The following is a 23,831-nucleotide window of genomic DNA, read 5'->3' as shown; positions in this document are numbered from 1 at the left end:
CCCAATCTAAAAAGATTGAGCTTCATTAGTATAACAAAATGAAAGGCGTAAAATCCATTGTCACACCTACACATCAGAATTGGACTCAGAATTAGATTTTATATGCTTGACAACCTCCTTTATTTTCTTACCTTCCCCATATTGAGTCACATCAAAATAATCTTCATGCTCATATTGATTGAAATCAATATCTAAGTCATGAAATATTCGATGTAGTAAAAGGACATGATCCTTATCATTACTGTTTTCAACAATAAATATGGCTAACGATTGAATATGTGAAAAATCCTTTTGTAGAGCTTCATTTTCCTCCAATTGTTCGATTGAATCTAATAGTAATTGTGCAAACTTCTGTTGGTCACCCCAATTTAAAGACTCAATTCTTCCCCAACCAGCTGTATCATTATAAAACTGATGTCCTTTTTGAATAAACTCTGTTGGACTAACAAATGGCTCTGAAGCAATTTCTAATGGTTTTTGACCATTGTCTTCTCCATCCGTTATCGTAGCTTGGCTCTTTGATAGATTGCCATTTAGTGAGGTTTGTTCCATTTTCGTAGCGATTGACCAAATACCCGCGGCCATAACTAAACATAACCCGAATGTCATTACGCCCCAATTTTTTTTAATAAATGAACCCACTTCGCCACCTCCGAGCATATTCTAGCATTTTCACTGTTATATAACAATGAAAATGGTAGTCTAAGTATATCAAATTGATCAGACAATCTATAATGATACGCTTAGATAAATAGGTCTCTATGATAGCAAGGTGAAAATCAGGCAAAATTAAAAAGGGAGACGTATACCCTCTCGGCATTCTGTCTCCCAACTGTTATTTCCTTTATTGATTACGAAGGTTCAATAATTTTTGCTTCAATTCATTTTCCATTGAAATTAATTCTTGCTCAGCTTGATGACGTTTTGTCCGTCCCTCTGCTTGAATACGCAAGGTTTCTTCCAATGTAGTAACTAGATTTTCCTGAGTTTTCTTAAGCGTCTCAATATCAACGATACCGCGTTCATTTTCCTTAGCTGTTTCAATTGTATTCGATTTAAGCATTTCAGCATTCTTTAATAATAATTCATTAGTGGTTTTCGAAACCTGTTTCTGGGCCTCAACTGCTTGTCTTTGCCGTATTAATGTTAACGCAATCGCAATTTGGTTCTTCCATAAAGGAATAGCCGTCATGATCGAGGATTGTATTTTTTCTACCAATGCTTGATTTGTATTTTGAATGAGTCTAATCTGTGGTGCACTTTGTGTTGTAATTTGCCTGCTTAACTTTAAATCATACATCCGTTTTTCGAGTCGATCGGCAAACTGGAGCATATCATTGACATCCTGAAAGTCCATTTGGTCCTGGCTCATTTCAGCCTTTCTTTTCAGCTCAGGAATAGACTTCTGATTAAGCTCCTCTAACTTCAATTCACCTGCTGCAATATAAATATTGAGTGCTAAAAAGTACTCTTTATTTTTTTCATATAGCTGTTCGAGCATCATATTATCGGTCATAAGTGCTTTTTTACAGTGATCAAGCTTTACCGTAATGCGGTCAATCTGAGCACCTGTTTTTTGGTATTTAGACAGGACCTCATTAATCGAAGAAGAAATTTTCCCAAACAGCTTAGATAAAAAATTGCGCTTTTCCGGCTGTAGCTCGTCGGGATTAACCTGTTCAAGCTTTTTCATTAAGTCGGATAATATATCACCTATTTCACCGACATCCTTATTTTGAACATGCTCCAGCATGGAGTGAGAAAAGTTCAACAATTTTGATTGTGCCTGTGTTCCATAAAGAGCAATCGCCTGATGATTTCGTGGATCAATTTGCTCCGCAAGACCCATTGCCTTTTGTCTGTTTTCTTCTGTCAGGGTGTCGAGTACCCTCATCGGTCTCTCTGCTTCCTTTTGAAGCTCCGTTGAGTTGCTTGCAATTTCAAGTTCACCAAACGGATTGTCCAATATACTATCTATCTCCGATGACGTTTTTCGTTCAGACATTGTTTATCGCCCCTTGTTATCATGATCTGTTGGACTCTGAATCATCGTTCTTTTTGCAAAATCTAATTCAAAGTTTAAATTGTCAATATCATCTTCCAAAACAGCATATAAATCCTTTTCTACCGTATCAGCAAGTCTGTTCATCGTTATTCGAGTATCCTGCAGGGAATGGGTCAACTCAGGTGTCTTAGCTGGCTGAGAATGTAAAAAGGCATATTTTTCCGATATTTCAACAAGTGAATCTAAATTCTTAAAGTAAAAGCCTTCAGCTTGGTAAAAACGCTTTGGTTCTTTCTTAGTAATCGCGTAAATCTTATTCGCAATACGGACAATTTCAAGATTTTGCTTCATATTTGATAGGCTTCTAGTCCGGAACATTGCTTTTTGTAACCGATTAATTTTGAGCTTAGCTTCCTTTAAGTTCTTCTTAATATACTGATATTCTCTTCTTGATAAGCCATTCTCCCGCAAAAATTGGGAACGATGATACCACTTTAACAAGATTGCTATAACCACTCCACCTAATAAACCGTATAGTAGTGAGGTAACAAACGTTTGTTCAAATGCCAGAAAACTGACCAGCCACACGATAACAAGAGTGGAAGCTCCAGCAAACGAGCGGAATAAAAATTGAAAAAAAGATTTCATAACAAATCGACTCCTGTTCTATCGATCTTTAACATTAATGTTGGCTGCTAAAACCCTTTTTAACGACCATTATCAAAATCTATTCGAGGTTGATAATCATTAATACGAAAAAGACATAAGAAGGTTTCACTTTCATCTTTATTTTAAGCGAGCTTGTCGATAATTGCTACTTGTTTAAGTAAATTTGGATATTAAGCAGTATGTATGTCTAAGTCTTGAGGCTGAGATTATTAAATGCAGGGATTCCTCCGAATTCGCCCCGCAGAATTTGCGTCCGGATTTTCATTTACTGAATGAAGTTAAAAAGGAGCGTCTAACATACGCCCTTTATTTGCCATGATTTATTCCCCTTTTATGCAACAGCTCCCTAGTCTGTTCAATCAGAATATCTTCAACAAGCGGATGATAGCCTAAGTATTGACAAAGTATATAATCAGGTCCCGTTTTTTCGTTTATTTTTTCAAGTCTTCCCTCAATTTTTTTCATTAATATACCGGTGAAAAACAGATATGGAATCACAAATACCTGCTCAACATCTACTTGCTTTGTCCTCTCAAGAGCATGGTCAAGGCTTGGTTCTGCCACTGCTAGGAAACAAACTTCCACATGCTTGATCATTGATTTCTCGGAAAATAGGTTGGCGATTTTTGTTAAGTCTCTTTTCACATCTAGGTCACTGCTACCGCGACCAACTAAAAGGACCATTGCATTCTCTTTAACTGGAATCGATGTCTCGATTATCCGCTCTAACAGGACATCAACTATTTTTTCATGTACCCCAATTGGATGACCAAGTCGAACCTCTATGTTTGGAAACCGTGCTTGTAATGCATGAAGTTCAGATGGGATATCCTCCTTTGCATGGGCTGCTGTTAATAACAAAACGGGTACAGCCATAATGGTTGAAGCCCCCTGCTCAACACAGCGTTTGAAACCTTCTTCTAGGCTTGGTTCAGCTAACTCAAGAAAGCCTAATTCCTGAATCGGTGCCTCAACCTTTTTCATAACTCTATCGATAAAGGCTCCCGCCTCCTTTACTGCCTGTTTCACTCGACTGCCATGACAAATGTACAAGATAGCATTCATAATTTTGTTCGTCACCTGCATTTCATTTCGATTAAAATAAAGCCATAATAGAAAAAAGAGGAAGGATAAATCTTCCTCTTTTTTCTATTATAAACCTGATACAAGCTAAAATACTTAAATCAAACCCTTTTGCTTTAAATACTGAATAACTTTTTCAACACTGTCTTCAATTGTATCATTATTTGTTTCAATCACAATCTCGGGATTTTCCGGCTCTTCATACGGAGAGCTGATGCCGGTGAATTCTTTAATAATTCCTTGACGAGCCTTTTGATAAAGCCCCTTTGGATCACGCTCTTCACATGTATCAATTGGACATTTGACATAGACCTCAATGAATTCCTGTTCATCCAGTAGTTCACGAACTAGCTTACGGTCTGCTTGAAATGGTGAAATAAATGCGGTTAGAACAACCTGACCGGCATCGACAAATAACTTAGACACCTCACCAATTCTTCTAATATTCTCCGTACGGTCCTCTTCAGAGAAGCCTAAATCTTTATTTAAACCGTGACGGACATTATCTCCGTCTAATACATAATTTCGCACTTTTTCACTATATAAACGGCTGGCTATCGCATTAGCTAGGGTAGATTTCCCTGACCCCGAAAGTCCAGTAAACCATAGGACAAAGCTATAATGACCATTTTGCTGACGACGGTCTGCTTTTCCAATTGATTGTTCATGCCAAACAACATTCGTACTCTTACTCAATGGATTCCCCTCCTAATTATTATGATTGAACAGCGTGACGCTTTAATCCATTAATTAATATTTCAACTACCTCTTTACGACTAAACGTACTTGGAGGTATTTGACCACTACGGAGCATCTCTCTAACCTTTGTTCCCGATAAAATAACATGATCGGCTTTATCATGTGGACAAGTCTTAGATGACGCCATATTTTCACATTTTGTGCAATAGAAGCTATGCTCAAAGAATAATAGGGTTATGCCTAATTCGTCTGCTGTAAAATGGCTAAAAATCTTTTGCGCGTCATATGTACCATAGTAGTTACCTACTCCGGCATGATCGCGACCAACGATAAAATGAGTGCATCCGTAATTTTTACGAACCATAGCATGGAAAATCGCTTCTCTCGGTCCAGCATAACGCATTGCTGCCGGGAATACCGCTAAGAAAACTCGATCTAATGGATAATAATTTTTTAATAGTGCTTGATAGCTTTCCATTCTTACATCTGCAGGAATATCATCGGATTTTGTTTCTCCAACAAGCGGATTTAAGAATAAACCATCCACTGTTTCAAGTGCTGTTTTTTGAATATATTCATGAGCACGGTGAACAGGGTTTCTTGTTTGGAAACCGACGACTGTTTCCCAGCCTTTTTCAAGGAATGTATTTCTTGTTTCAACTGGATCTAGATGAAATTCACCAAACTGCTCTCTTTTAATGCGTTGAACCAGAATAATTTTCCCGCCAACGTAAACATTTCCGCGGTCAAACATTTTCTTAACACCTGGATGTTCAAGTTCAGTAGTTCCATATACATTTGCTGCTTCTTTCTCTTTATCAGGAACATAAATATCTTCAATTGTAATAACACCATATGTTGAACCATTAAACTCTAAGCGAACTTCTTCTCCAACAGAGATAGTGCTGGCCTTATTAGTAGTCACAGGTAAGGCAATTGGAATACTCCAAACATGACCAGAAGCAAGACGCATGTTGTTCACTACAGATTCATAATCCTTTTCACCAAGGAAGCCTTCGATAGGGCTGTAAGCACCTGTTCCGATAAGCTCTAAATCACTTAAACTGATATTATCCAATTCTATTGACTTTTCGATAGTAGAATAATCATATTCTGCGTTCCAACGATTAATTAATTTTCCACCATGTGGGATACTTAAAGCCATAATAAATTCCTCCTAATTACATTAAATTTATTTATTTAGTATGATTTAAATTTATACTTTTTAAGTTATGTTGAAGAACATTAGATTCCTTCTCCATTTTCATAATAAGACCGACTATCTTCTCGTATTGTTTTAATTAAACTTAAGACGCCAAATGTTGCTGCACTTACACTAACTAAAACAACAATCGTATACATATCACTATCCACAAATAGCTTCATTAAACCGTATGAGATAACTAAAGAAAATACGGGAGATACTAGCCATACTTTTACAATCTTACTAATGACTCTTTTGTTTACTTGGTTTTTACCTTTTTTGGCTGCCCCAATCCCCATGATTGCTGTACTGGTCACTTGAGTCAGTGGTACAGGTAAACCAAAAATGGATGCGATAATGACAAGCAGGGAGCCTGTTCCTGAAATTGTACCGCCTTCAAGTAGTGAAAATCTGGTAATCTTCTTGGCATTTGTTTCTAGTACTCTTCCACCTAATACAATAGCACCTAGAGCGATAAAAAAGCCGCCAAGGATTGTACCTGTGCTCATTGGAATTAAATTTGCCCCAACCAAAGGACCAACTGCATTTCCAACATTATTCATGCCGGCAGAAAATGCTTCAAAAAAACCAACAATGATGACAAAAATAGTAAGAACCTTTTTGGTCTTTTTCTCTTGTAATTGTGGATATTTATTTTCTGCCATGGTAATGACCTTTCCTAAAAGAAAAGCAATGGTAAAACCGACAACAGGTATAATTACCCAAAAAGATACAATCACAAGAATATTATTTATATAAAGAGCCTGCTCGGCAATACCAACACCAACAATCGCACCTACTGTTATTTCACTGGTTGATAGTGGAATTCCAATTAGGTTGGCAATAAACAATGAAAGTGCTGCAGAGGAAAGAATAATCACTACAATTTTTGCTGTTAGGATGCCATTAGGAATGATGCCAGAGCCGATTGTCTTCACAACCTCACTGCCACCTATCACAGCTCCTAAAAGTATAGCCACCCCACAAATAAGAAGTGCATTTTTTCTAGTCTTGATTGCTCCTGATCCATATGCCACACTGATAGAAGCTGCAGCACCGCTTGCGCCAATGTTCATCGCTAGAAAAAGTGCCACAATACCTGCTACATATGTCAATATCGTCATAAGTTTCCCTCATTCTATAGATGGAGTCCACATTCAGTCTTCATTGTTCCGGTCCATCTTCCTGACCGCAAATCATCTACATTAATAGCTGGTTGCGTACATGGACTGCAACCGATGCTTGGATACCCATTATCATGTAACGTATTGTATGCTAACTGATGTTTGTGAGCATAGCGCCAAATATCCTTCCATGTCCAATGTATTAACGGGCAAATCTTTATTGATTTAAACTTATTATCTTTATTGATAAACTGGGTATTTTGGCGCGATGGTGACTGTTCCCGTCTTAAACCGGATAACCAGGCTGTCGCACCTGACAAAACTTCGTTCAATGGGAGGACTTTACGAATCTCACAGCATTTATTCGGATTACTTTTCCAAAGTTCTTCCCCATATTGTATGGTTTGCTCCTCTAACGTGATGCTAGGCTTCTTCAATTCTATTTGTAATGCTGGGTAGCGTTCCTTCACTTTTTCAATTAATTCATATGTTTCTGAAAAATGAAGTCCTGTATCTAGAAAAACCACTTTTGCCTTCTCATTTACTTTTGCAATCAAGTCAATGAGAACAATCCCCTCTATCCCAAAGCTACAAGCATAAATTAATTTTTCACCATAATGAGAATAACCCCATCTTAATACTTCAAGTGCTCCTTTGGTTTCATCATCAACTGCAAATTCATTTAATGGAAATTCATCTACATTTTCATAGGTTACTATCTCTTCCATCTCATTCCCCACCTTCCAGTAATACATATCTTCATAATATTTTCCCTTTGAAATAGGTACGATCCATATTCCTCCACAATGATAAGCTCAGTATGGTGCAGCACAAAATCGTATGTCAAATCATTTTCATTGCTCAAACCGTCTTTTTATGCGAAAAAAGACAGTCTTAACCGATTTCACATTGGTCAAAACTGCCTCTAGTTTTTCTAGTCAGCAATTAATCATTTATTTTAGCCGTACCTTTTCTACCTTTTCTAATTGGATGACCTTACCATCTTGAACAACAAGGGTAATCGAACCATATTTCAAATCCTGGAGCATTCGTTTGAGCTGCTCGAACATCTTCTCATTTGTATTCATGTCTACCACCTAAACTCCTCCCCTCCAATAAAGCGGAAACGATTGCCATTAATCGTCAAGATAGAGCGAAAAACTTCCACTTGCGAAAGATGGGATGGGTAAACACTTTACCCCACTTCCAAGCTAATTTTTGACTTGTTTAGATTTAGCAGCGTATTAAAGGGTTTAACTTATTTTTTAAAATTTTAACACAAATCCAAACATTGTCAATGAGTTTTTCTATGAAATTACTCGGAATTAAAAACACTCTTTTTTAGTTTTACTATTAGAATACTCGGAATTAAAATCTGTGTTTATGATAACATATCCTATTTCACTTGGTAAATCCCTAATTTGACTTATTTTCAGACTAAATGAAAAACAGTATCCTTCAAGAATTAATTTCTACACTTGAAGGATACTGTTATAAATGAGAGGTTTCGATAAAAAGGTGTAACGTCTATTCTTCCAATAAATCTGCAACAGGAACCGTTGTTCTTTCTTCTAACGGACCTCTTAGATGGACGGTTGCGGTTGTACCATCTTCACTCAATTGGTCAATCCAAACTGATGACCCCTGATATTTTACTTCAATATTAGCTGAAGAAGATAGTATTTGTTTTACTCTGCTAACATCCATAGTATGACCTCCTTTTTCATCATCATCAGTATAGTGTTCACACATCAAGTAATTCTTATACAAAAAAGTGGTTGTACAACCACTTGCCATTGAATAAACATTGTACAAGCAGATAATCGATGGGGTGAAAACATGGGTATTTTTTTGAGCTATATTTTCTTAGGACTATCACTGGCCGCACCTATCGGGCCAATAAATGCAGCACAGTTGGATAGAGGGATTAAAGAGGGTTTTTTCAATGCCTGGATGGTCGGAGTCGGAGCGATGATAGCCGATATGCTTTATATGCTTGCCGTATATATGGGTGTGGTTCAATTTTTGGAAATTCCAATTGTGAAAAGCTTTCTTTGGCTATTTGGTTTTTTTATCCTTGTTTATTCAGGGATTGAATGCTTTATCGGTGCAGGCAAAATCGTATCCAAATCAAGAAAGAGCAAAGGCGAATCATATTTGAAATCATTTTTATCTGGTTTTTTTATGTCTTTATCAAATCCATTAACAATTCTCTTCTGGCTCGGTATATACGGTTCGGTTCTTGCTAAAACGGTCCATACATATGATACAGGTCAGTTATTTCTATACAGCTTTGCTATTTTTTGCGGAATCTCTATTTGGGACTTGTTCATGGCTCTTTTAGCCAGCACATTTCGAAAGCTATTAACGGCAAAAATACTCATTATTATTTCCATCACTTCAGGAATCTCATTAATTGGATTTGGAATTTATTTTGGATATGAGGCCCTAAAGCTCTTATTTCTCTAAAAATAAGTTCAATCCCTATCCTAAGCCCTTTCAGGTCTTTAGGAATAGGGAATTTCTTCTTAGATGATTCTTCGGTGCTTAAAAAGTAGGTAGATGATCTAAATTATTCTCTTTTATGCCGTCAGGTTCACTGCGGATAATGTCTCTTCCATATTTGTGAAAAACGTCCACATGTGCCAGCCTACCTGCTTTTGCTTCATTTAGTGCCGATAGATAATCTAATTCTCGTCCATTGTCTGTCTTGAAGGCAATGATATCGCCTTCATCATTTTTACGTACTGCAACGATTGCTTCTTTTCCAGAATCCACAGAGTTCATCGCTTCCGTACTGGCCTGCACTTGAGCCTGTTGTTTATATTCCTGATAAATTTGGTTATAATCATTACTATTCAATTGATAGACCCCCATTGAAAGGATTAATGGTTATAGTCCTCCACAAGAATTTTTTTATCTGTTACCTCCTTATTATCTTTCTTTGGTTCTAAAACGGATTCTAATCCATACCCTGTGGAACTCGTTTCAATGACTTCACGAACAGATTTCATTTTGTGATGTTCGGCAGCATCACTTGAACTATGGTTTTCATCCACGATGTAACTCCTCCATTCTTATTACGAATTAAAGATACTTCAAAGCTTAGCATGCTCTAAGTTTTTTGAAACATACAGGGCGTAGAGAAAATAGCCTATAAAAGAAAGATGGACGAAATTATTCCATGTATCGAATAAAAGAAAGACAGACGGTCATATTACAGTTATATGCTTACAATGCTGTTGGCATATTAATTGACAAGCTTATGCGAACAGTATGTTGTTTAAGGAGGATGAGTATGGACCGCAAGCAATTAGAAAAACTCGGTGATGAGCTAAGAGAAATTGGCCATAGAAGGCGACAATTAGCAGAGCAAATTTTTGAAGAGGTACAGGAAGGCGATAATCGTTCCTCAAATGCCCTATATCAAGAATTAAGTCAAATCTCCGATCAAGCCATCGATATTATAACAAAACAGAAGGAGCTATTTGATCAAGAATTACAACAATAGTCATGACTAAGAATGCCGTCCACCTGTAGATCTGAATATGGTGGATGGCATTTTTTTAGTTTCAAATTATTTTTTGGCAAATTCAAGGTGCTCCCACATATGAGGAGATTTTGGTTCCTTATTCTTATCTTCCTTTTTCCAGCGATGTTGCATGATTAGTAACACAAGACCAATAACAGCGATAAAAATTAAACTGATGAAAAAACCGGGTCTGCTTGCTTTTTCCCATAATGTACCGCTGACAGCTAATAGAATAAGCAGAAAGCCTATCCACTGCTTTACTTTTTCCCATGTGGTTAATTCTAAGATTCTTGGGTATGCAAATAACACAAAAATCCAGTTATATAGAAGCATAAGACCTGCAGCAGTCGTAATATACTCATACACCGTATCCGGCATAAGCAGTCCGGTTACAATACTTGCGATTAACCCGCAAATCGTGAGAAAAAGTGCAAAAGGAGGAACTTTAAGCTTACCCTTTCTGGAAAAAATCTTTGGAGCATCTCCATCCTCTGATAAGGTTACTAGCATGTTAGTAACCGCAAACAATGATGCAGTCATGGTCGAAAAACCAGCAACAATAATAGCTCCGTTAAAAACATGTGGGAAAAAGGCTAGTCCATAGCGATCCATTGCTACTACAAACGGGCTTTCATCAGGAGTAAACCTATTATTCGCTGCTAAAAGAACAGCAAGTCCCACTGATACTAGATAAATCGACGTTAACATTAGGAGCATAACTGAATTAGCCTTTCGAGCATCATCTTTTTTCCGCAATCTAGGCGTCATCATCCCCATAATTTCGATTCCACCAAACGCGTAAAAGCCAAATATCAAGGCCGACCAAAAGCCGATTAATCCGGCCTTAAAAAATTCATTTGTATTATTTGGAATATATAGCTTTTCTCCCCCACCATGAATCCAACCAATAATTCCTGCAAGGGCTAATAAGATGAACATTAGAATAGCTGAAACCTTAGTAATAGCAAAAATATTTTCTGCTTTCTCAAAGCCACTAGCACCTAACAATACGACAATGATGCCTAAAACGGCGTAGATAGATGCAAAGATCCATATAGGAATATTGGGAAACCAAAAACGGGTAAAAATGGATAAAGCCGTTAACTGACTGCCGACAATGAGAATTTCTGAACTCCAATAGACCCATCCGCTTCCAAAACCTGCCCATCTTCCAAATGCTTTTTTCGCATAGGTCCGAAATGATCCTTTCTGCGGGTCATGTGCAGCTAATTTCCCAAGTGCCTCCCCTACAACATAAGTACCGATAGCTGCAACGATAAAAACCAGAAGCACAGAAGAGCCTGTTAATCTGATTGCAATCCCTGAAGCAAGGAAAAACCCCGTCCCAATAATACAGCCAACACCGACTAACGACAGCTGCCACCAGGCCATCATTTTTTCATCGGGACCACAAGTAGCTTTTTTCATTCCAAAACCTCCTTAACATCCATATTATTTTGAGAGGAACGATACATTTCTATGTACAGTAAAATTTAAAGGCGCTCGCTTCCTTCTGAAATGAATGACAGTAAACGACTTTATTTTTTAAATTTTTACACAAAATATACAAAAACAGACTTCACATCTTATAATTTTCATGTAAGATAATATTACATAAGTTAATAACTGCAAATTTTAACATTAATAAATAGGAGGACTTTATATGACGATTAATGACAAGGTTTTATTTGCTGGAGATATTTATGTTATTTTATACGATTATAAAAACGGACTCTATGAAATAAGAAGTGAGCAATCACCAAGAAAAGTGGTGCTGGTAAAAGAAAATGAAATTCAAGTGCTGTAGTTTAAATCTAAATGATTCTGCCTGGCCATAGTGATGCTTATATTGTTCTGTCACTGTGCTGGGCGATCTCTATATTCAAAGTGATCTCTCTTCATACTATTTCTTCCACACCTCCCTCGTATGTATAATCCATTACTATTTCCTTATAAAAAAATATATAAACCCATTACAAACATCGTAATAGTGCTATTATAAACATTATGGTAAAATGACCGTATTAATATTTAATATCAATAAATTTAAATATATTAATATATGAATAAAGAGGTAATATACCCAATGAATGGTAAAAAGGGAATCAAACTACAAATCATAATTAGCAGCCTTGTCACCCTGGCTATTCTCTTGACAATTAGTGTAAATTGGTATTCCTCTGCACAAGCACTAAGAGACACTTTGTCAACAAATTACTTGGAGAGTAATCAAAAATATGCCCGCAAACTGGCTTTAAGCACAAGTGATATGCTGACACATATGCAAAAAAACGTCCATGCATTAGCAAGAATCCTTACCCATGATAACTTTCATCAAATAGATATCGATGAATGGCGTGCAGCAAATGAAAAATATTTCAGTTCCTTATTTATCACGGATGAAAACGGTGTCATTCAATTCATTAGCCCAAGTATTAATCAGAATATTGAAACGGAAGCAACAGGGACTACCCTTCTTACAGGAATACAAATTCAATCGAAAATCTTTCAAAAAGCGCTGACCATTCAAAAGCCTTTTATTTCAGAGCCCTATCGCGCCGCATTTGGAGAATTAATTGTACTCGTATCCGCACCTATTTTTAATCAAGAAGGTGTATTTCAAGGACTTGTGGCAGGGGCAATACATCTAGAAAGTGATAATGTAATTAATTCATTACTGAATCATCATGATCGTGAAGTGGCTGACGGCTCCTATGTTTTTGTTGTCGATCAGAGAGGTGCGATTATTTACCATCCGAATTCAAGTCGCATCAATCATGAAGTCACGTCCAATCAGATGGTCCAAAAGGTTATAAAGGGAAAAAGCGGTAGCCAAATCATTATCAATTCAGAAGGAAAGGAGTTTTTTGCTGGCTATGCTTATGAGGAAAATTCTGGCTGGGGAATCGTATCACAGACTCCTTTATCGGTTATTGAAGCTCCGTTAAAAGAATTACTTGGGAAAGTCATCCTTCAATCCCTACCGCTATTATGTTTAATTTTAGTCATTGCCTGGTATTTAACAAATAGTTTTACGAAGCCGATCAATAAACTAGCTGAGTATGCTGAGAACGCAGCCAATTTTCCAAAGGCATCTGTCCCTCCGATTAAATCAAATATTTATGAAGTCAGCCAGCTTTATAATCACTTACAAAATCACCTTAAAGAATTAAATATTCAAGTCCAATTAGATGGTTTAACAGAATTAGGAAATCGCAGAGCCTTTGATGCAACTACTCATGAATGGTTTCAGCAAAAGATACCTTTTTCCATTATCATGATTGATATTGATCATTTTAAAGAAGTAAATGATACCTATGGACATTTAACGGGAGACGATCTATTAAAGTTCATTGCCTCAATGATGAGGGCCAATACTAGTGAAGACCACTTATTCTATCGATATGGAGGCGAAGAATTTTCTATCCTATTAAAGAATTCGAATGAGGAAGGTGCATTTATTACTGCGGAACAACTGCGTATGCGAATAGCGAATTCGAGTAATCCAACTGGAGAATCCATCACGGTTTCTTTAGGAATATCCTCATTTCATCCTAAAAGCGATCAGAGTCCGGAAGAAATCCTGATAAGAGCAGATAAAGCGCTATATCAATCGAAGCTAAATGGGAAAAATAGAACGACCATCTATCGATATAATTAGCAATCTTTTTTCCAAATTCTTGGAAGGATTTTCTTATGGTTTTGTAGAACTATGTAAGAATATACAAGAACAAATGTTTTGGAAGGGTGGAAATGAAATGGATCGAATTAGTTGTCTTGCTTTTCTGTTATTTCAAGTAGAAAATGAAGAAATACAAAAAGCAGCTTTACAATTAGTCAGCGGAGAAATTTCCATCAAAGAACTGCATACTATTCCAGACTATCTGCCTTATATTAAGGAAGCAGAAAAAGAATTAAAGAAAAACACATTAAATATTAATGATGTGTGTCAGTTTGTTGAAAGCCATCTATACATTTACTAACACAGTCAGAAAACACACACTTTTCAAATAGAAGTGTGTGTTTTTCCAATTTCTATGTAAACAAGGCTTTAAATTCACCATAGCCATCCTCTTCAAGTCTTTCCTTCGGTATAAAACGTAGCGCTGCCGAGTTTATACAATAGCGTGATCCGTATGGCTCAGGACCATCATCAAAGACATGTCCTAAATGTGAATCGGATGTTTTTGCCCGTACCTCAATTCTGCGTAAACCATGAGAGGTGTCAAACCTTTCCTCCAATTCATTTTTCCGCAATGGCTTGGTAAAGCTTGGCCAGCCACAGCCTGCATCATATTTGTCCCGCGAGCTAAATAACGGTTCTCCTGAAATAACATCTACATAAATTCCATCTTCAGTATGATTCCAAAATGCATTTTGAAATGGAGGTTCTGTTGCATTATTCCGTGTAACCTCATATTGAATTGGTGTCAGTTCCTGGAGCAGCACTTCATCACTTTTTCTTGTTCTCCAGTTTTCACGGATAAATTTAGCTCTTCCTGAGCCTTCTTTGTATAAATTGTAGTGAAAAGGAATTTTCTTATAATAATACTGATGCTTTTCTTCTGCCTGATAAAAAACTCCCGCTGGCAGAATTTCAGTGACAATTGGGTGTTTGAAACGGCCACTTTTGTCCAGCTTGTCTTTCGAGGCTTCAGCAAGCTTACGTTGTTCTTCATGATGATAAAAGATAGCTGTCCGATAGGACGAACCACGATCATTAAATTGACCTCCCGCATCAGTTGGATCAATTTGCTGCCAGTATAATTGCAGTAATTTTTGATAGGGAAAGACAACCGGGTCAAACGTGATTTGAACAGCTTCATAATGACCTGTTAATTCCGAACAAACCTCCTCATATGTTGGATTTTCTGTATGTCCACCGGTATAGCCTGATATAATCTCTTTAATTCCAGGCTGCTGATCGAACGGCTCAACCATACACCAAAAGCAACCCCCGGCAAATGTAGCATATTCATATTGAGACATTCCCACTAATCTCCTTTCAATCCAAAAAGACCTTAAAATATATAATAGATTTCGAATAGACTTAAAGTTCTCCCCGATCGATAAAAAATAGCCTATAACGTTTTTTTAAATACATAGCTTACTTTATCATATTTCATATTTTCTTCATAAAATCGGTGAGCATTCTTTCGTTGTAAACCAGAGGATAGAGCAATGCTTTCATAATCATTCTCGGAAGCCCATTTTTGAACATAGGACAATAGCTGTTCTCCATAGCCTTTAGAACGCTTATGTTCATCCGTCACCAAGTCACAAACCCATATGAACCTGCCATAATATAACGTAATCATTGGTTGATATCCGATTACTGACACAATTTCACTATTTTCAAGCAGGGCAAGCAATTTATATTGGTCATTTGCCTGTGCATCGAGCACTAATTTTACATAGGTGCTTTCATCTAGATGCTTTCGCAGCTGTTTCATAACTGGAAAAGCCAATAAAATCTCATCCTTTGAAGAAAGTTCTTTTATTGTTATCATTTTCATCCCTTTCCCTATTTTCTGAAAATTTAGTCTAATTATATACTATATTTAGACTCCTGGTTCATGAATCCTTGAGAAAAATTAATAATGTACACTTTTTTCATGGCATATTTTTCTATCATTTACACACTCTATCCATAGCGGAGGTGAATAGGATGAAAAAAGATCATTCTGAACAAGCCAATCAGAATACTCCACAAGATTCCATTATGAATCAAGTGAATCAGACATTTGATGAGATGGTGAAGGATGTAAGAAATCTTTTGACTGAAAATGCACAGAAAAATAATCTTAAATAGCATTTCGGTGTGGGATAGAAACGCATCATAATGTTAATATAAAAATAATATTGAAATTGTAATGAACGCAAAAATATAGCAAATACTATGAGTAGTGTTGCAGCATGCTAACACAATAATTCAATGTGGAGGGATATACTTTGAATATTCTCTTTCGCTTATTTCCTACACTTTTTTTCATGATTGTTCGAGCGGGCATTCGATTTAGTCATCTCATTTCTAAATTAAGAAGCCTAATGAGAGTACCATCACTAACACAATAAGTTGAATATTCAAAAAGTATGACCTAATTTTCATTGAAGTAACAGAAGGAGAGCAATATTGACTATTGCTCTCCTTCATTCTGTCTTATTCATCATTTGGAGTTTTATTGCTCATTCCGTCCATGATAAATCGAATCATGGCTTCAATTACTTCATCTTTTGCAGGGGTGGAGGGGTTTGAGAATAAGACTAAATCCGAAACAAAACTTCCAGCAATAACTGTAAACATCATTTTTAACAGAGTCTCACTTGGAAGATCAAGCAATTCTCCCCGATTTTTAAAATGATCTATTACGTTTATTAAACGGTTCCATACAGCATCCTTAAAGAAGGGTAGCAGATCATGTTTTAGATCCTCACTGTACAAAAGCTCCTTGACTATTACTTTAAAAAGCTCCTTATTCTCATCCAGAAACTGCCAGCGGTTTTTGATAAAGGCTCGTAAAAAATCCTCAAAGCTTTTGTCCTTTGAGAAAACCTCTTGAAAAACATTTTCAGCCATTGATGGAAGTGATTCCTTTATAAATGGCAGAATCACAGCAAGTAATAACCGATCCTTCGTACCATAATGTCTAAAAATAGTTCCTTCTGCCACTCCCGCAGCCTTTGCAATCTCACTTGTTGATGTATTAGCATACCCTTTTTCAGCAAACATTTTGACTGCTGTTTCGACTATTTTCTGCTGTTTTACCGTCATTTTTTTGCTTAACACTGGTTGAGCCATCAATTCTTCCAGTAAGCTATTTTTTGACACAATGATGTCCACCACCTTTAGTTTATCTAGTTTGTTATAATTTTCGATATCGTTTCATGGCAAATATATTGAGGATAATAAAGATAATCGCAAATATTGCTAATACGATTAAATCCCCACTGATTTCTTTTAAACCAAGTCCCATATACATAACACCCTTTAAGGCATCTGCAGCATAGTATAAAGGCATGATTTTCCCAAGTGCTTGAAGCCAATCGGCCATTCCCTCAAGTGGTAAAATGCCGGAAAAGAAAATCTGTGGAATGATGGCTATCGGGATAAACTGAACCATCTGAAATTCGGATGCTGCAAAAGTAGATAGCAGTATACCTAAGGATAACGCAACTAACGCCAACAATAGATTAATCAGGATAACATTCCATATGGAACCTACTAGGACAATATCTAATACGCTGATGGAATAAAAAACGACAATAATGGTTTGAATAATGGCAAACATCCCAAAACCAATTAAATAGGCCGAGACAATTTCTCCCCGCCTAATGGGAGTAGACATAAGTCTTTCAAGTGTACCGGTTGTTCGCTCCTTTAATAGACCAATTCCTGAAATCAGAAATACAAAAAAGAAAACAAAGAAGCCAATGAGAATCGGACTTAATACATCGAAATAAACCGTTTCACTGCTTCCATAAATATAATTCGTTTCCATCTGTACCTTTGGAAGCTGTCTTTCCATTGCACTTTGGCTTACAAATATAGACTGAGTATAGGCAGCAATTGTTTGCGATACCTTCATTTGCAATGACTTTGCCGTACTAGGGTCACGATTTTGCAGGGTTAAAATATACTGCTCATTCTCCTTCTGCAAAATACCGTCGAGCTGGTCTTTAACCACTGTTCCATCCGTATCGTCCACTGCTTGATATTCTTTTATCAACATATTAGTATCCTTCAATTGTGTAACAAGAGCCTGGTCTACATCCACAACTCCAAGCGTCGGCTCTATTGTGTCCCCATTAAACAATAAGTACATTAAAGATAGGATGAGTAATGGAGCCACAAAAAGCAAGGCCAATGTTCGTTTATCACGAAACATTTCAAGACAAATCCTTTTCACTACCGCTATCGTTCTCATGAGTCCTTCCTCCCTGCTTTAAGGAATACCTCATCCAAGCTGTTTGCCTGATATCCTGACTTCAATTCATCCGGTGTCCCATTTGTAATGATCCTTCCATTTCGTATCATGGCAATAAAATCACATCGATCGGCTTCGTCCATAACATGAGTTGTGACAATGATTGTCTTTTTTTCATCATTTTTTAGGCGGAGCAATTCACTCCAAATTCCAGCCTTTAATTCAGGATCAATTCCAACGGTAGGTTCATCTAAAATTAAGATTTTAGGGTTCTGAATTAATGCAATGGCAAGTGATAACCGACGCTTCATTCCTCCAGAATAAGCCGAAACCTTTTTATTTAAATCATCTGTCAGATTGACAAGTTCTGCAGCATACGCTAAACGTTGCTTCATTTCTTCCCCTTTTAAACCAAATAAGGCTGCAAAAAAAGTAAGATTCTCTTTACCTGATAGGCTTGTGTATAGTGCATCTGATTGTGCCATATATCCGATTTCTTTAAGAATACCTAGATTTGGCATCTTCTTCTTTAATACATGAATACTTCCGTTATCAGGTTGATCCATTCCGACAATCATTTTAATTAAGGTCGTCTTTCCTGCCCCAGAAGGACCGATAAAACCATATAATGTACCTTCCTCAATGATTAAATTTATTCCATTTAAGACCTGCTTCTTACTAAAGCTCTTACTAACATTTGCCACTTCAATACTGACACTCATTTATTAAAACCTCCTTAAAAAAATGAGTAACCACTCACTTTATTATTATGGAATATATTTCATATTGTCAATAGTAAAATGAGTCATTACTTATTATTAACAAAAACACTTGCATGAGCATAGTTTGATAAGAAAGGAGTTTTGTATAGTGAGTGTAACCGCATTTATTATTTCTGTTATCATTGCGATGATGATTGGTTATGTTGCGGAAAAGCTTGTACCTTTTGATATGCCAGGAGGTTTTTTTGGGTCAATTCTTGCTGGATTTATAGGAGCTTGGATTGGTCATGGATTATTAGGTACATGGGGGCCTGCTATTGCCGGCTTTTATTTAATTCCTGCACTCATTGGTGCCGTAATAATTGTTGTTGTAGCAGGACTAATAGCTAAGTTGTTTTAATATAATTGAAAAGGGAGACATCAGTCTCCCTTTTCCTGTTACTCTAGTGCCCTTATTCTGCCCAGTCCTCCTGGTATAGAATTTCCCCGTTTTCTGAAAGAGCTTTAATACTACTTTTCGCACCGATTGCCAAATAATACTGCTTTTTATCTTTTTTTATGATGAATGCCTCTTTATAATTTTCATCTTCACCCATAGCCAATGTCTCTATTTTCTTAATCTCTGGATTATGTATTTCACCATAAATAATTGAGAGATCTGATAGGACTTTACCTTCCTTATCATAGTCACGAAAGTCCTCTTTATAAATGGTAATTTGATCATTATCCTTATGATTCCAGCCATTAGGTCCAACATTGTCCCAACCCTCATCATTGTCACCCTTTAAGAATGCGACACCTAAAACAGGCATTGTTTGATCAGAAAAATTCTCTACTTCAACAATTGTATCGTAAAGCACAATCGAAATATCCTCTAGCTTCTCAGTATGTATAATTTGATTGACCTTATAAGGAATGGCCTCGTTCATTGTACGATAACTACAGGCTGTAATACTGATAAGGATAATGAAGATAAACAGAAATGAAATCCCCTTTTTCATGATGATAGCCCCCTATTATTAATACTATTTTAATTATATCAAATTTTCTAATAAAATACGGTAATACAGCCTAAATAGTCTTTTTTACCCTCTTTAAAAGAAACACAAAGGGACAATCGTCTCGCTCCAAATAATAGAATTATTATTTAAACAAATGAAAAAGCTTGAATTAATATATTCAAGCTTACTGTATATTTCTATGTAGTTAGGTAGGTTCAATGTGTACAAACATTCTCCAGTATTTATCTCTTTTTCCTGCGTTCTTTAGATTTTTTTATTTTCATTATTTTCGTTGGAGGTTGCCTCCGGAGCCACTTGATAAACGAGGATATTTTTTCATCATTTCTTAGTTCCTGTAATGTTGAAAGCCTAGCTGCTATTTCAGTATTACTGTATAAGGCATGAATCTGCTTATGACAGGGTATGCATAGCAGAGCTGTATCACCAAAGGTACCGCCCATTTCTTTTGGCAGTAAATGGTGGACGGTTGTTTCTACGCCATGACGACCGCATAACTCACATCTAGCCGCCTTTTCATCTTTTCTAACCCATTCATATCGATTCAAAACCATCCCTTCTTTTTGAACCAAAAATACAGCGCCACACCCACTGCTCCCATCATAATCAGTGCCAAAAAATAGCCATATTTCCATGCAAGCTCAGGCATGTGCTTAAAATTCATACCGTATATGCCTGCAATAAAGGTTAATGGTGCAAAAATAGAAGTAATAATGGTCAATATTCGCATAACATTATTGGTTTGATGTGAATTTAACGACAAATAACTGTCACGGATGTCCGCTGTCAACTCTCGGCTGGACATGACCATGTCCGATAATTTAAGTAAATGATCATAAATATCAGAGAAATATTCCCATCGATCCCTAATGCCCTGTAAATGATGCGAATTTAACATACGATAAAGCAAATCTCTCATTGGGTTTATGGAATGTCTTAAATTCAGTAGCATATGTCTTGTATCAAAAAGCTCATTCATCAAACTCTCCATCGAATTATTTTGGGTATTATTTTCAATTTTGTCTAGTTCGTCCTCAATTTTATACATCAGAGGAAAGTAATTATCCACTAGCTTATCTAGAATGTCGTAAAACACATAATAGGGATCCCATTGCTCTAAATTCTTTTTATTCATTAGCCTCTCCCATACTTGATTGACCTCCAGGACAGGCTCACGATGATAGGTAACGATATAATAGTCTCCTATGAAAAAATTCAACTCCTCCCTCTCAATTTCCTTATTCTTTTCCTTCACAATATGAGTTACAAAAAAAGTATAGTTATCATAATAATCCAATTTTGGGCGCTGAGGTCTATGAATACAATCTTCAACCGCTAGTGGATGAAATTGAAATGTATTAGTTAAATGGCTTATTTCATCATGACTTGGTCCATTAAAATCAACCCAATACCATCTATAACGAGAAAAATCTACATGATTAAGGGTATTAGCTGTTTCTAATTCAAAATCAAATGTAATTCCAACGACTCGTATCATGCAGTGCACAACCTTCCTTAATAGATAGAATATTCGAGGAAGATTTCAACAGATCAAATTCGCCCCGTCGAATTTGCGTCCGGATTTTTATCGTGCTCGCTCGATAAACTACCTTAAAAAAATCCGTGACATCCGCCGGAGGCTTAACTTCATTCAGCTGTGGTTTGAACCCCACTGAATCGAAGAACCATTTGCATTCACCCCCACTTGTATAAGTGGAGGACTTCTGTTGAATGAAGTTAAATAGCTCGTTCAGCGTTTTATCATTTACATTTAAGGCTTATTCTATCCAAAATTTGAAATTACCTCACTATAGCGTTAATCTAAATAGGTAAAAAGAAAAGCTAAGTAAAGAAGGAGAGAAATAAGACGATGGATTTTGCAACCTTGAATAATGGTCTGAAAATGCCGCAGCTAGGCTTTGGTGTATGGCAGGTTCCTGATGATCAAGCAGCTACTGCCGTTGCTAAGGCACTTGAAGTGGGATACCGCTCGATTGATACTGCGATGATTTATGAAAATGAAAAAGGTGTTGGAAAAGCGCTCAATGAATCAACTGTTCCACGTGAAGAACTTTTTATTACAACTAAAGTTTGGAACACTGATCAGGGCTTTGACAATACTATTCGGGCTTATGAGAAAAGCTTGGAAAGATTGGGATTAGACTACGTTGATCTTTACCTCATACATTGGCCGACACCACAGTATGATCAGTACGTTGATACATACAAGGCTTTAGAAAAACTTTATCAAGATGGGCGCGTAAAGGCGATTGGGGTGTGTAATTTTAACAAGGAGCATCTTGAACGAATTATCACTGAATGTGACGTAACTCCTGTGGTAAATCAAGTAGAGTGTCACCCTTACCTCTCACAGAAAGAACTGAAGGATTATTGTCAGTTACATAATATATACGTCGAGGCTTGGAGTCCGCTTGATCAAGGCGGAGAAGCGTTGCAGGATCCGGTTATTAAACAAATAGCTGAAAAACATAAAAAATCAACGGCCCAGACAATTCTAAGATGGCATTTGCAAAATCAAACCATTGTGATTCCTAAATCTGTGACCTCATCACGGATTGAAGAAAACTTCCAGGTATTTGATTTTGAATTATCCGTAACAGAAATGGATGAAATAAACAGCCTTAACCGTAACCGCCGGAAAGGTCCTGAACCAAATGATTTTAATCTAAGATAAACATCTGTGAAATCGAAAAAGAAGCGATCATCGTCGCTTCTTTTTATTGCTCATATATTTTTTTTCGATTACACTTTTTGAATTTTAGATTACATTCTTTTTAGCTTGTGTATCTGTTTCCACTTCTGCTGGAAGCTGAGCGATAATTACCGCGATAAACATAATGACACAGCCGATTATTTCTTTAAGTGACATACTTTCTCCTAGTATAATCATTCCTGAGATGACTGCAAATACGGATTCCATGCTTAGAATAATCGCTGCTACAGTGGGGCTTGTTCCCTTTTGCCCCAATATTTGAAATGTGTAAGCAATCCCGACTACGACTATACCGGTATATAGAATCGGTCCAGCACTATCTAGAATGGAAGATAATTCAATATTTTCTGCAAAGATAGCTACTAGAAGAGATAGGATTCCTGCCACAAAAAATTGAATGAATGACATTTTTAGTCCATCTACCTTTGGTGCAAAATGATCCACAACTAATATGTGTATGGCCCAAAATACAGTGCCGCATAAAACAATTAAATCACCTTTTGAAATCGTAAAGCCTTCTGTCATGCATAATAAATACAGCCCGATAACGGCTAAAACCACACCAATCCAAACACTCTTCCCTACTTTTTTTTGGATAAAGAGACCGAAAAGCGGTACTAAAACAATATATAATGCCGTGATAAACCCTGCTTTTCCAGCAGTCGTGTACACTAATCCAGCCTGTTGAAAGGAAATTCCAAAAAACAAGGCAATCCCACAAGCTAACCCGCCAATAAGCAAGTCTTTATTAGTTCCATTCGATGCTTTACTTTTTGGCTTGTTATGAATCCTGCCCATAATAAAAATCACAGGAATTAATGATAGCGTCCCAATTATGAATCTTGTCGCTGTAAACGTAAAAGGTCCGATATATTCCATGCCAACACGCTGAGCTACAAACGAAGTACCCCAAATCAGCGCTGTTATAGTGAGAAGAAGCTCACCACGCCTAGTATTATTTTTCATAGGTACACTCCATTTCTATAGTTATAATCCATAAATATTATTATATCAATAAAGCGTTTTCTTTTGTTCAATATTTTTTGAAATATAATCATGATTGGAATGAATAAATTAATGACAAACAATAAAAAGACTTTATCCACTGTTTTAAG

General features: G+C 36.7%; 30 protein-coding genes. 8 read left to right on the top strand and 22 right to left on the bottom strand.

The window, feature by feature from the left end; genetic code table 11:
- Positions 1 to 66: 66 nt before the first annotated feature.
- From BQ5321_RS11360 to BQ5321_RS11315, 10 genes are all read right to left on the bottom strand, one after another.
- The gene (locus BQ5321_RS11360; protein ID WP_071394599.1) at positions 67 to 642 is read right to left on the bottom strand and encodes a hypothetical protein; all 576 of its coding nucleotides are present in this window, start codon (positions 640 to 642) and stop codon (positions 67 to 69) included.
- Positions 643 to 844: 202 nt separating this feature from the next.
- Complete coding sequence (locus BQ5321_RS11355) at positions 845 to 2,005, bottom strand: toxic anion resistance protein (RefSeq protein WP_071394598.1); 1,161 nt, start codon at positions 2,003 to 2,005, stop codon at positions 845 to 847.
- 3 nt (positions 2,006 to 2,008) lie between these two features.
- Entirely contained in the window at positions 2,009 to 2,653 is a 645-nt protein-coding gene (locus BQ5321_RS11350; RefSeq protein ID WP_071394597.1) for a 5-bromo-4-chloroindolyl phosphate hydrolysis family protein, read from the bottom strand.
- Positions 2,654 to 2,980: 327 nt separating this feature from the next.
- Positions 2,981 to 3,739: a sirohydrochlorin chelatase gene (locus tag BQ5321_RS11345; protein WP_071394596.1), complete on the bottom strand. Its 759-nt coding sequence runs from the start codon at positions 3,737 to 3,739 to the stop codon at positions 2,981 to 2,983.
- 114 nt (positions 3,740 to 3,853) lie between these two features.
- Positions 3,854 to 4,453, bottom strand: coding sequence for an adenylyl-sulfate kinase (gene cysC, locus BQ5321_RS11340; RefSeq protein WP_071394595.1), 600 nt, complete (start codon positions 4,451 to 4,453; stop codon positions 3,854 to 3,856).
- Between the two features lie 19 nt (positions 4,454 to 4,472).
- Positions 4,473 to 5,621, bottom strand: a complete 1,149-nt coding sequence (gene sat / locus BQ5321_RS11335) for a sulfate adenylyltransferase (protein WP_071394594.1) — start codon at positions 5,619 to 5,621, stop codon at positions 4,473 to 4,475.
- Positions 5,622 to 5,701: 80 nt separating this feature from the next.
- The gene (locus BQ5321_RS11330) at positions 5,702 to 6,784 is read right to left on the bottom strand and encodes an inorganic phosphate transporter (protein ID WP_315970102.1); all 1,083 of its coding nucleotides are present in this window, start codon (positions 6,782 to 6,784) and stop codon (positions 5,702 to 5,704) included.
- Positions 6,785 to 6,798: 14 nt separating this feature from the next.
- Positions 6,799 to 7,512 (bottom strand): phosphoadenylyl-sulfate reductase, encoded by a 714-nt coding sequence (locus BQ5321_RS11325; protein ID WP_139187791.1) that lies wholly within the window; start codon positions 7,510 to 7,512, stop codon positions 6,799 to 6,801.
- Between the two features lie 225 nt (positions 7,513 to 7,737).
- Positions 7,738 to 7,872: a YezD family protein gene (locus tag BQ5321_RS11320; RefSeq protein ID WP_071396876.1), complete on the bottom strand. Its 135-nt coding sequence runs from the start codon at positions 7,870 to 7,872 to the stop codon at positions 7,738 to 7,740.
- Between the two features lie 439 nt (positions 7,873 to 8,311).
- Positions 8,312 to 8,491, bottom strand: coding sequence for an H-type small acid-soluble spore protein (locus BQ5321_RS11315; RefSeq protein WP_071394593.1), 180 nt, complete (start codon positions 8,489 to 8,491; stop codon positions 8,312 to 8,314).
- A gap of 132 nt (positions 8,492 to 8,623) precedes the next feature.
- Between BQ5321_RS11315 and BQ5321_RS11310 the strand changes: the two genes are divergently transcribed.
- The gene (locus BQ5321_RS11310; RefSeq protein ID WP_071394592.1) at positions 8,624 to 9,253 is read left to right on the top strand and encodes a LysE family transporter; all 630 of its coding nucleotides are present in this window, start codon (positions 8,624 to 8,626) and stop codon (positions 9,251 to 9,253) included.
- A gap of 78 nt (positions 9,254 to 9,331) precedes the next feature.
- On the opposite strand, the gene BQ5321_RS11305 is transcribed toward BQ5321_RS11310, so the two are convergent.
- Both BQ5321_RS11305 and BQ5321_RS24255 read right to left on the bottom strand, forming a co-directional pair.
- Positions 9,332 to 9,571 carry a DUF3892 domain-containing protein gene (locus BQ5321_RS11305; RefSeq protein WP_390622186.1) on the bottom strand — a complete coding sequence of 80 codons (240 nt, stop codon included), beginning with the start codon at positions 9,569 to 9,571 and terminating at the stop codon, positions 9,332 to 9,334.
- 98 nt (positions 9,572 to 9,669) lie between these two features.
- Positions 9,670 to 9,843 carry a hypothetical protein gene (locus BQ5321_RS24255; protein WP_159433426.1) on the bottom strand — a complete coding sequence of 58 codons (174 nt, stop codon included), beginning with the start codon at positions 9,841 to 9,843 and terminating at the stop codon, positions 9,670 to 9,672.
- 239 nt (positions 9,844 to 10,082) lie between these two features.
- Between BQ5321_RS24255 and BQ5321_RS11300 the strand changes: the two genes are divergently transcribed.
- On the top strand, positions 10,083 to 10,295 hold the full coding sequence (locus BQ5321_RS11300) for a hypothetical protein (RefSeq protein WP_071394590.1): 213 nt from the start codon (positions 10,083 to 10,085) through the stop codon (positions 10,293 to 10,295).
- 66 nt (positions 10,296 to 10,361) lie between these two features.
- On the opposite strand, the gene BQ5321_RS11295 is transcribed toward BQ5321_RS11300, so the two are convergent.
- Complete coding sequence (locus BQ5321_RS11295) at positions 10,362 to 11,744, bottom strand: amino acid permease (protein ID WP_071394589.1); 1,383 nt, start codon at positions 11,742 to 11,744, stop codon at positions 10,362 to 10,364.
- A gap of 235 nt (positions 11,745 to 11,979) precedes the next feature.
- Between BQ5321_RS11295 and BQ5321_RS24250 the strand changes: the two genes are divergently transcribed.
- The 3 genes from BQ5321_RS24250 (at position 11,980) to BQ5321_RS11285 (ending at position 14,299) form a co-directional block, all read left to right on the top strand.
- A complete protein-coding gene (locus BQ5321_RS24250; RefSeq protein ID WP_159433425.1) occupies positions 11,980 to 12,123 on the top strand; it encodes a hypothetical protein in 144 nt (47 codons plus the stop codon).
- A gap of 279 nt (positions 12,124 to 12,402) precedes the next feature.
- Positions 12,403 to 13,977 (top strand): sensor domain-containing diguanylate cyclase, encoded by a 1,575-nt coding sequence (locus BQ5321_RS11290; RefSeq protein ID WP_071394588.1) that lies wholly within the window; start codon positions 12,403 to 12,405, stop codon positions 13,975 to 13,977.
- Between the two features lie 97 nt (positions 13,978 to 14,074).
- Positions 14,075 to 14,299: a hypothetical protein gene (locus tag BQ5321_RS11285; protein ID WP_071394587.1), complete on the top strand. Its 225-nt coding sequence runs from the start codon at positions 14,075 to 14,077 to the stop codon at positions 14,297 to 14,299.
- 52 nt (positions 14,300 to 14,351) lie between these two features.
- On the opposite strand, the gene msrA is transcribed toward BQ5321_RS11285, so the two are convergent.
- Together msrA and BQ5321_RS11275 are read right to left on the bottom strand one after the other, a co-directional pair.
- Positions 14,352 to 15,305: a peptide-methionine (S)-S-oxide reductase MsrA gene (gene msrA / locus BQ5321_RS11280; RefSeq protein WP_071394586.1), complete on the bottom strand. Its 954-nt coding sequence runs from the start codon at positions 15,303 to 15,305 to the stop codon at positions 14,352 to 14,354.
- A gap of 92 nt (positions 15,306 to 15,397) precedes the next feature.
- Positions 15,398 to 15,832: a GNAT family N-acetyltransferase gene (locus BQ5321_RS11275; protein WP_071394585.1), complete on the bottom strand. Its 435-nt coding sequence runs from the start codon at positions 15,830 to 15,832 to the stop codon at positions 15,398 to 15,400.
- Positions 15,833 to 15,984: 152 nt separating this feature from the next.
- Here BQ5321_RS11275 and BQ5321_RS24245 point away from each other — a divergent pair, with 152 nt between their 5' ends.
- Positions 15,985 to 16,128: a hypothetical protein gene (locus BQ5321_RS24245; RefSeq protein ID WP_159433424.1), complete on the top strand. Its 144-nt coding sequence runs from the start codon at positions 15,985 to 15,987 to the stop codon at positions 16,126 to 16,128.
- A gap of 348 nt (positions 16,129 to 16,476) precedes the next feature.
- Here BQ5321_RS24245 and BQ5321_RS11270 read toward each other — a convergent pair whose 3' ends face one another.
- From BQ5321_RS11270 to BQ5321_RS11260, 3 genes are read right to left on the bottom strand one after another with little or no spacing between them, the layout of a single operon-like run.
- A complete protein-coding gene (locus BQ5321_RS11270) occupies positions 16,477 to 17,145 on the bottom strand; it encodes a TetR/AcrR family transcriptional regulator (RefSeq protein ID WP_071394584.1) in 669 nt (222 codons plus the stop codon).
- Positions 17,146 to 17,179: 34 nt separating this feature from the next.
- Positions 17,180 to 18,241 (bottom strand): ABC transporter permease, encoded by a 1,062-nt coding sequence (locus BQ5321_RS11265; protein WP_071394583.1) that lies wholly within the window; start codon positions 18,239 to 18,241, stop codon positions 17,180 to 17,182.
- On the bottom strand, positions 18,238 to 18,963 hold the full coding sequence (locus BQ5321_RS11260) for an ABC transporter ATP-binding protein (protein WP_071394582.1): 726 nt from the start codon (positions 18,961 to 18,963) through the stop codon (positions 18,238 to 18,240). Before BQ5321_RS11260 ends, BQ5321_RS11265 begins: the two co-directional genes overlap by 4 nt.
- Positions 18,964 to 19,150: 187 nt before the next feature.
- Between BQ5321_RS11260 and BQ5321_RS11255 the strand changes: the two genes are divergently transcribed.
- Complete coding sequence (locus BQ5321_RS11255) at positions 19,151 to 19,363, top strand: GlsB/YeaQ/YmgE family stress response membrane protein (RefSeq protein ID WP_071396875.1); 213 nt, start codon at positions 19,151 to 19,153, stop codon at positions 19,361 to 19,363.
- Between the two features lie 52 nt (positions 19,364 to 19,415).
- Here the strand turns inward: BQ5321_RS11255 and BQ5321_RS11250 are convergent, their stop codons facing one another.
- The 3 genes from BQ5321_RS11250 to corA form a co-directional block, all read right to left on the bottom strand.
- Positions 19,416 to 19,964, bottom strand: a complete 549-nt coding sequence (locus tag BQ5321_RS11250) for a hypothetical protein (RefSeq protein ID WP_071394581.1) — start codon at positions 19,962 to 19,964, stop codon at positions 19,416 to 19,418.
- A 242-nt stretch (positions 19,965 to 20,206) separates the two neighbouring features.
- Positions 20,207 to 20,530 carry an HNH endonuclease gene (locus tag BQ5321_RS11245; RefSeq protein ID WP_234978390.1) on the bottom strand — a complete coding sequence of 108 codons (324 nt, stop codon included), beginning with the start codon at positions 20,528 to 20,530 and terminating at the stop codon, positions 20,207 to 20,209.
- Positions 20,527 to 21,480 (bottom strand): magnesium/cobalt transporter CorA, encoded by a 954-nt coding sequence (gene corA, locus BQ5321_RS11240; RefSeq protein WP_071394579.1) that lies wholly within the window; start codon positions 21,478 to 21,480, stop codon positions 20,527 to 20,529. The genes BQ5321_RS11245 and corA overlap by 4 nt, the downstream gene beginning before the upstream one ends.
- A gap of 372 nt (positions 21,481 to 21,852) precedes the next feature.
- Between corA and BQ5321_RS11235 the strand changes: the two genes are divergently transcribed.
- Positions 21,853 to 22,677 (top strand): aldo/keto reductase, encoded by an 825-nt coding sequence (locus BQ5321_RS11235; RefSeq protein WP_071394578.1) that lies wholly within the window; start codon positions 21,853 to 21,855, stop codon positions 22,675 to 22,677.
- 84 nt (positions 22,678 to 22,761) lie between these two features.
- Here the strand turns inward: BQ5321_RS11235 and BQ5321_RS11230 are convergent, their stop codons facing one another.
- A complete protein-coding gene (locus tag BQ5321_RS11230) occupies positions 22,762 to 23,682 on the bottom strand; it encodes a DMT family transporter (RefSeq protein WP_071394577.1) in 921 nt (306 codons plus the stop codon).
- Positions 23,683 to 23,831: the final 149 nt, after the last annotated feature.

Origin of the sequence: Bacillus tuaregi (genome assembly GCF_900104575.1) — a bacterium.
Taxonomy (GTDB): domain Bacteria; phylum Bacillota; class Bacilli; order Bacillales; family Cytobacillaceae; genus Bacillus_BD; species Bacillus_BD tuaregi.
This window is presented reverse-complemented; position numbering and strand designations above follow the sequence as displayed.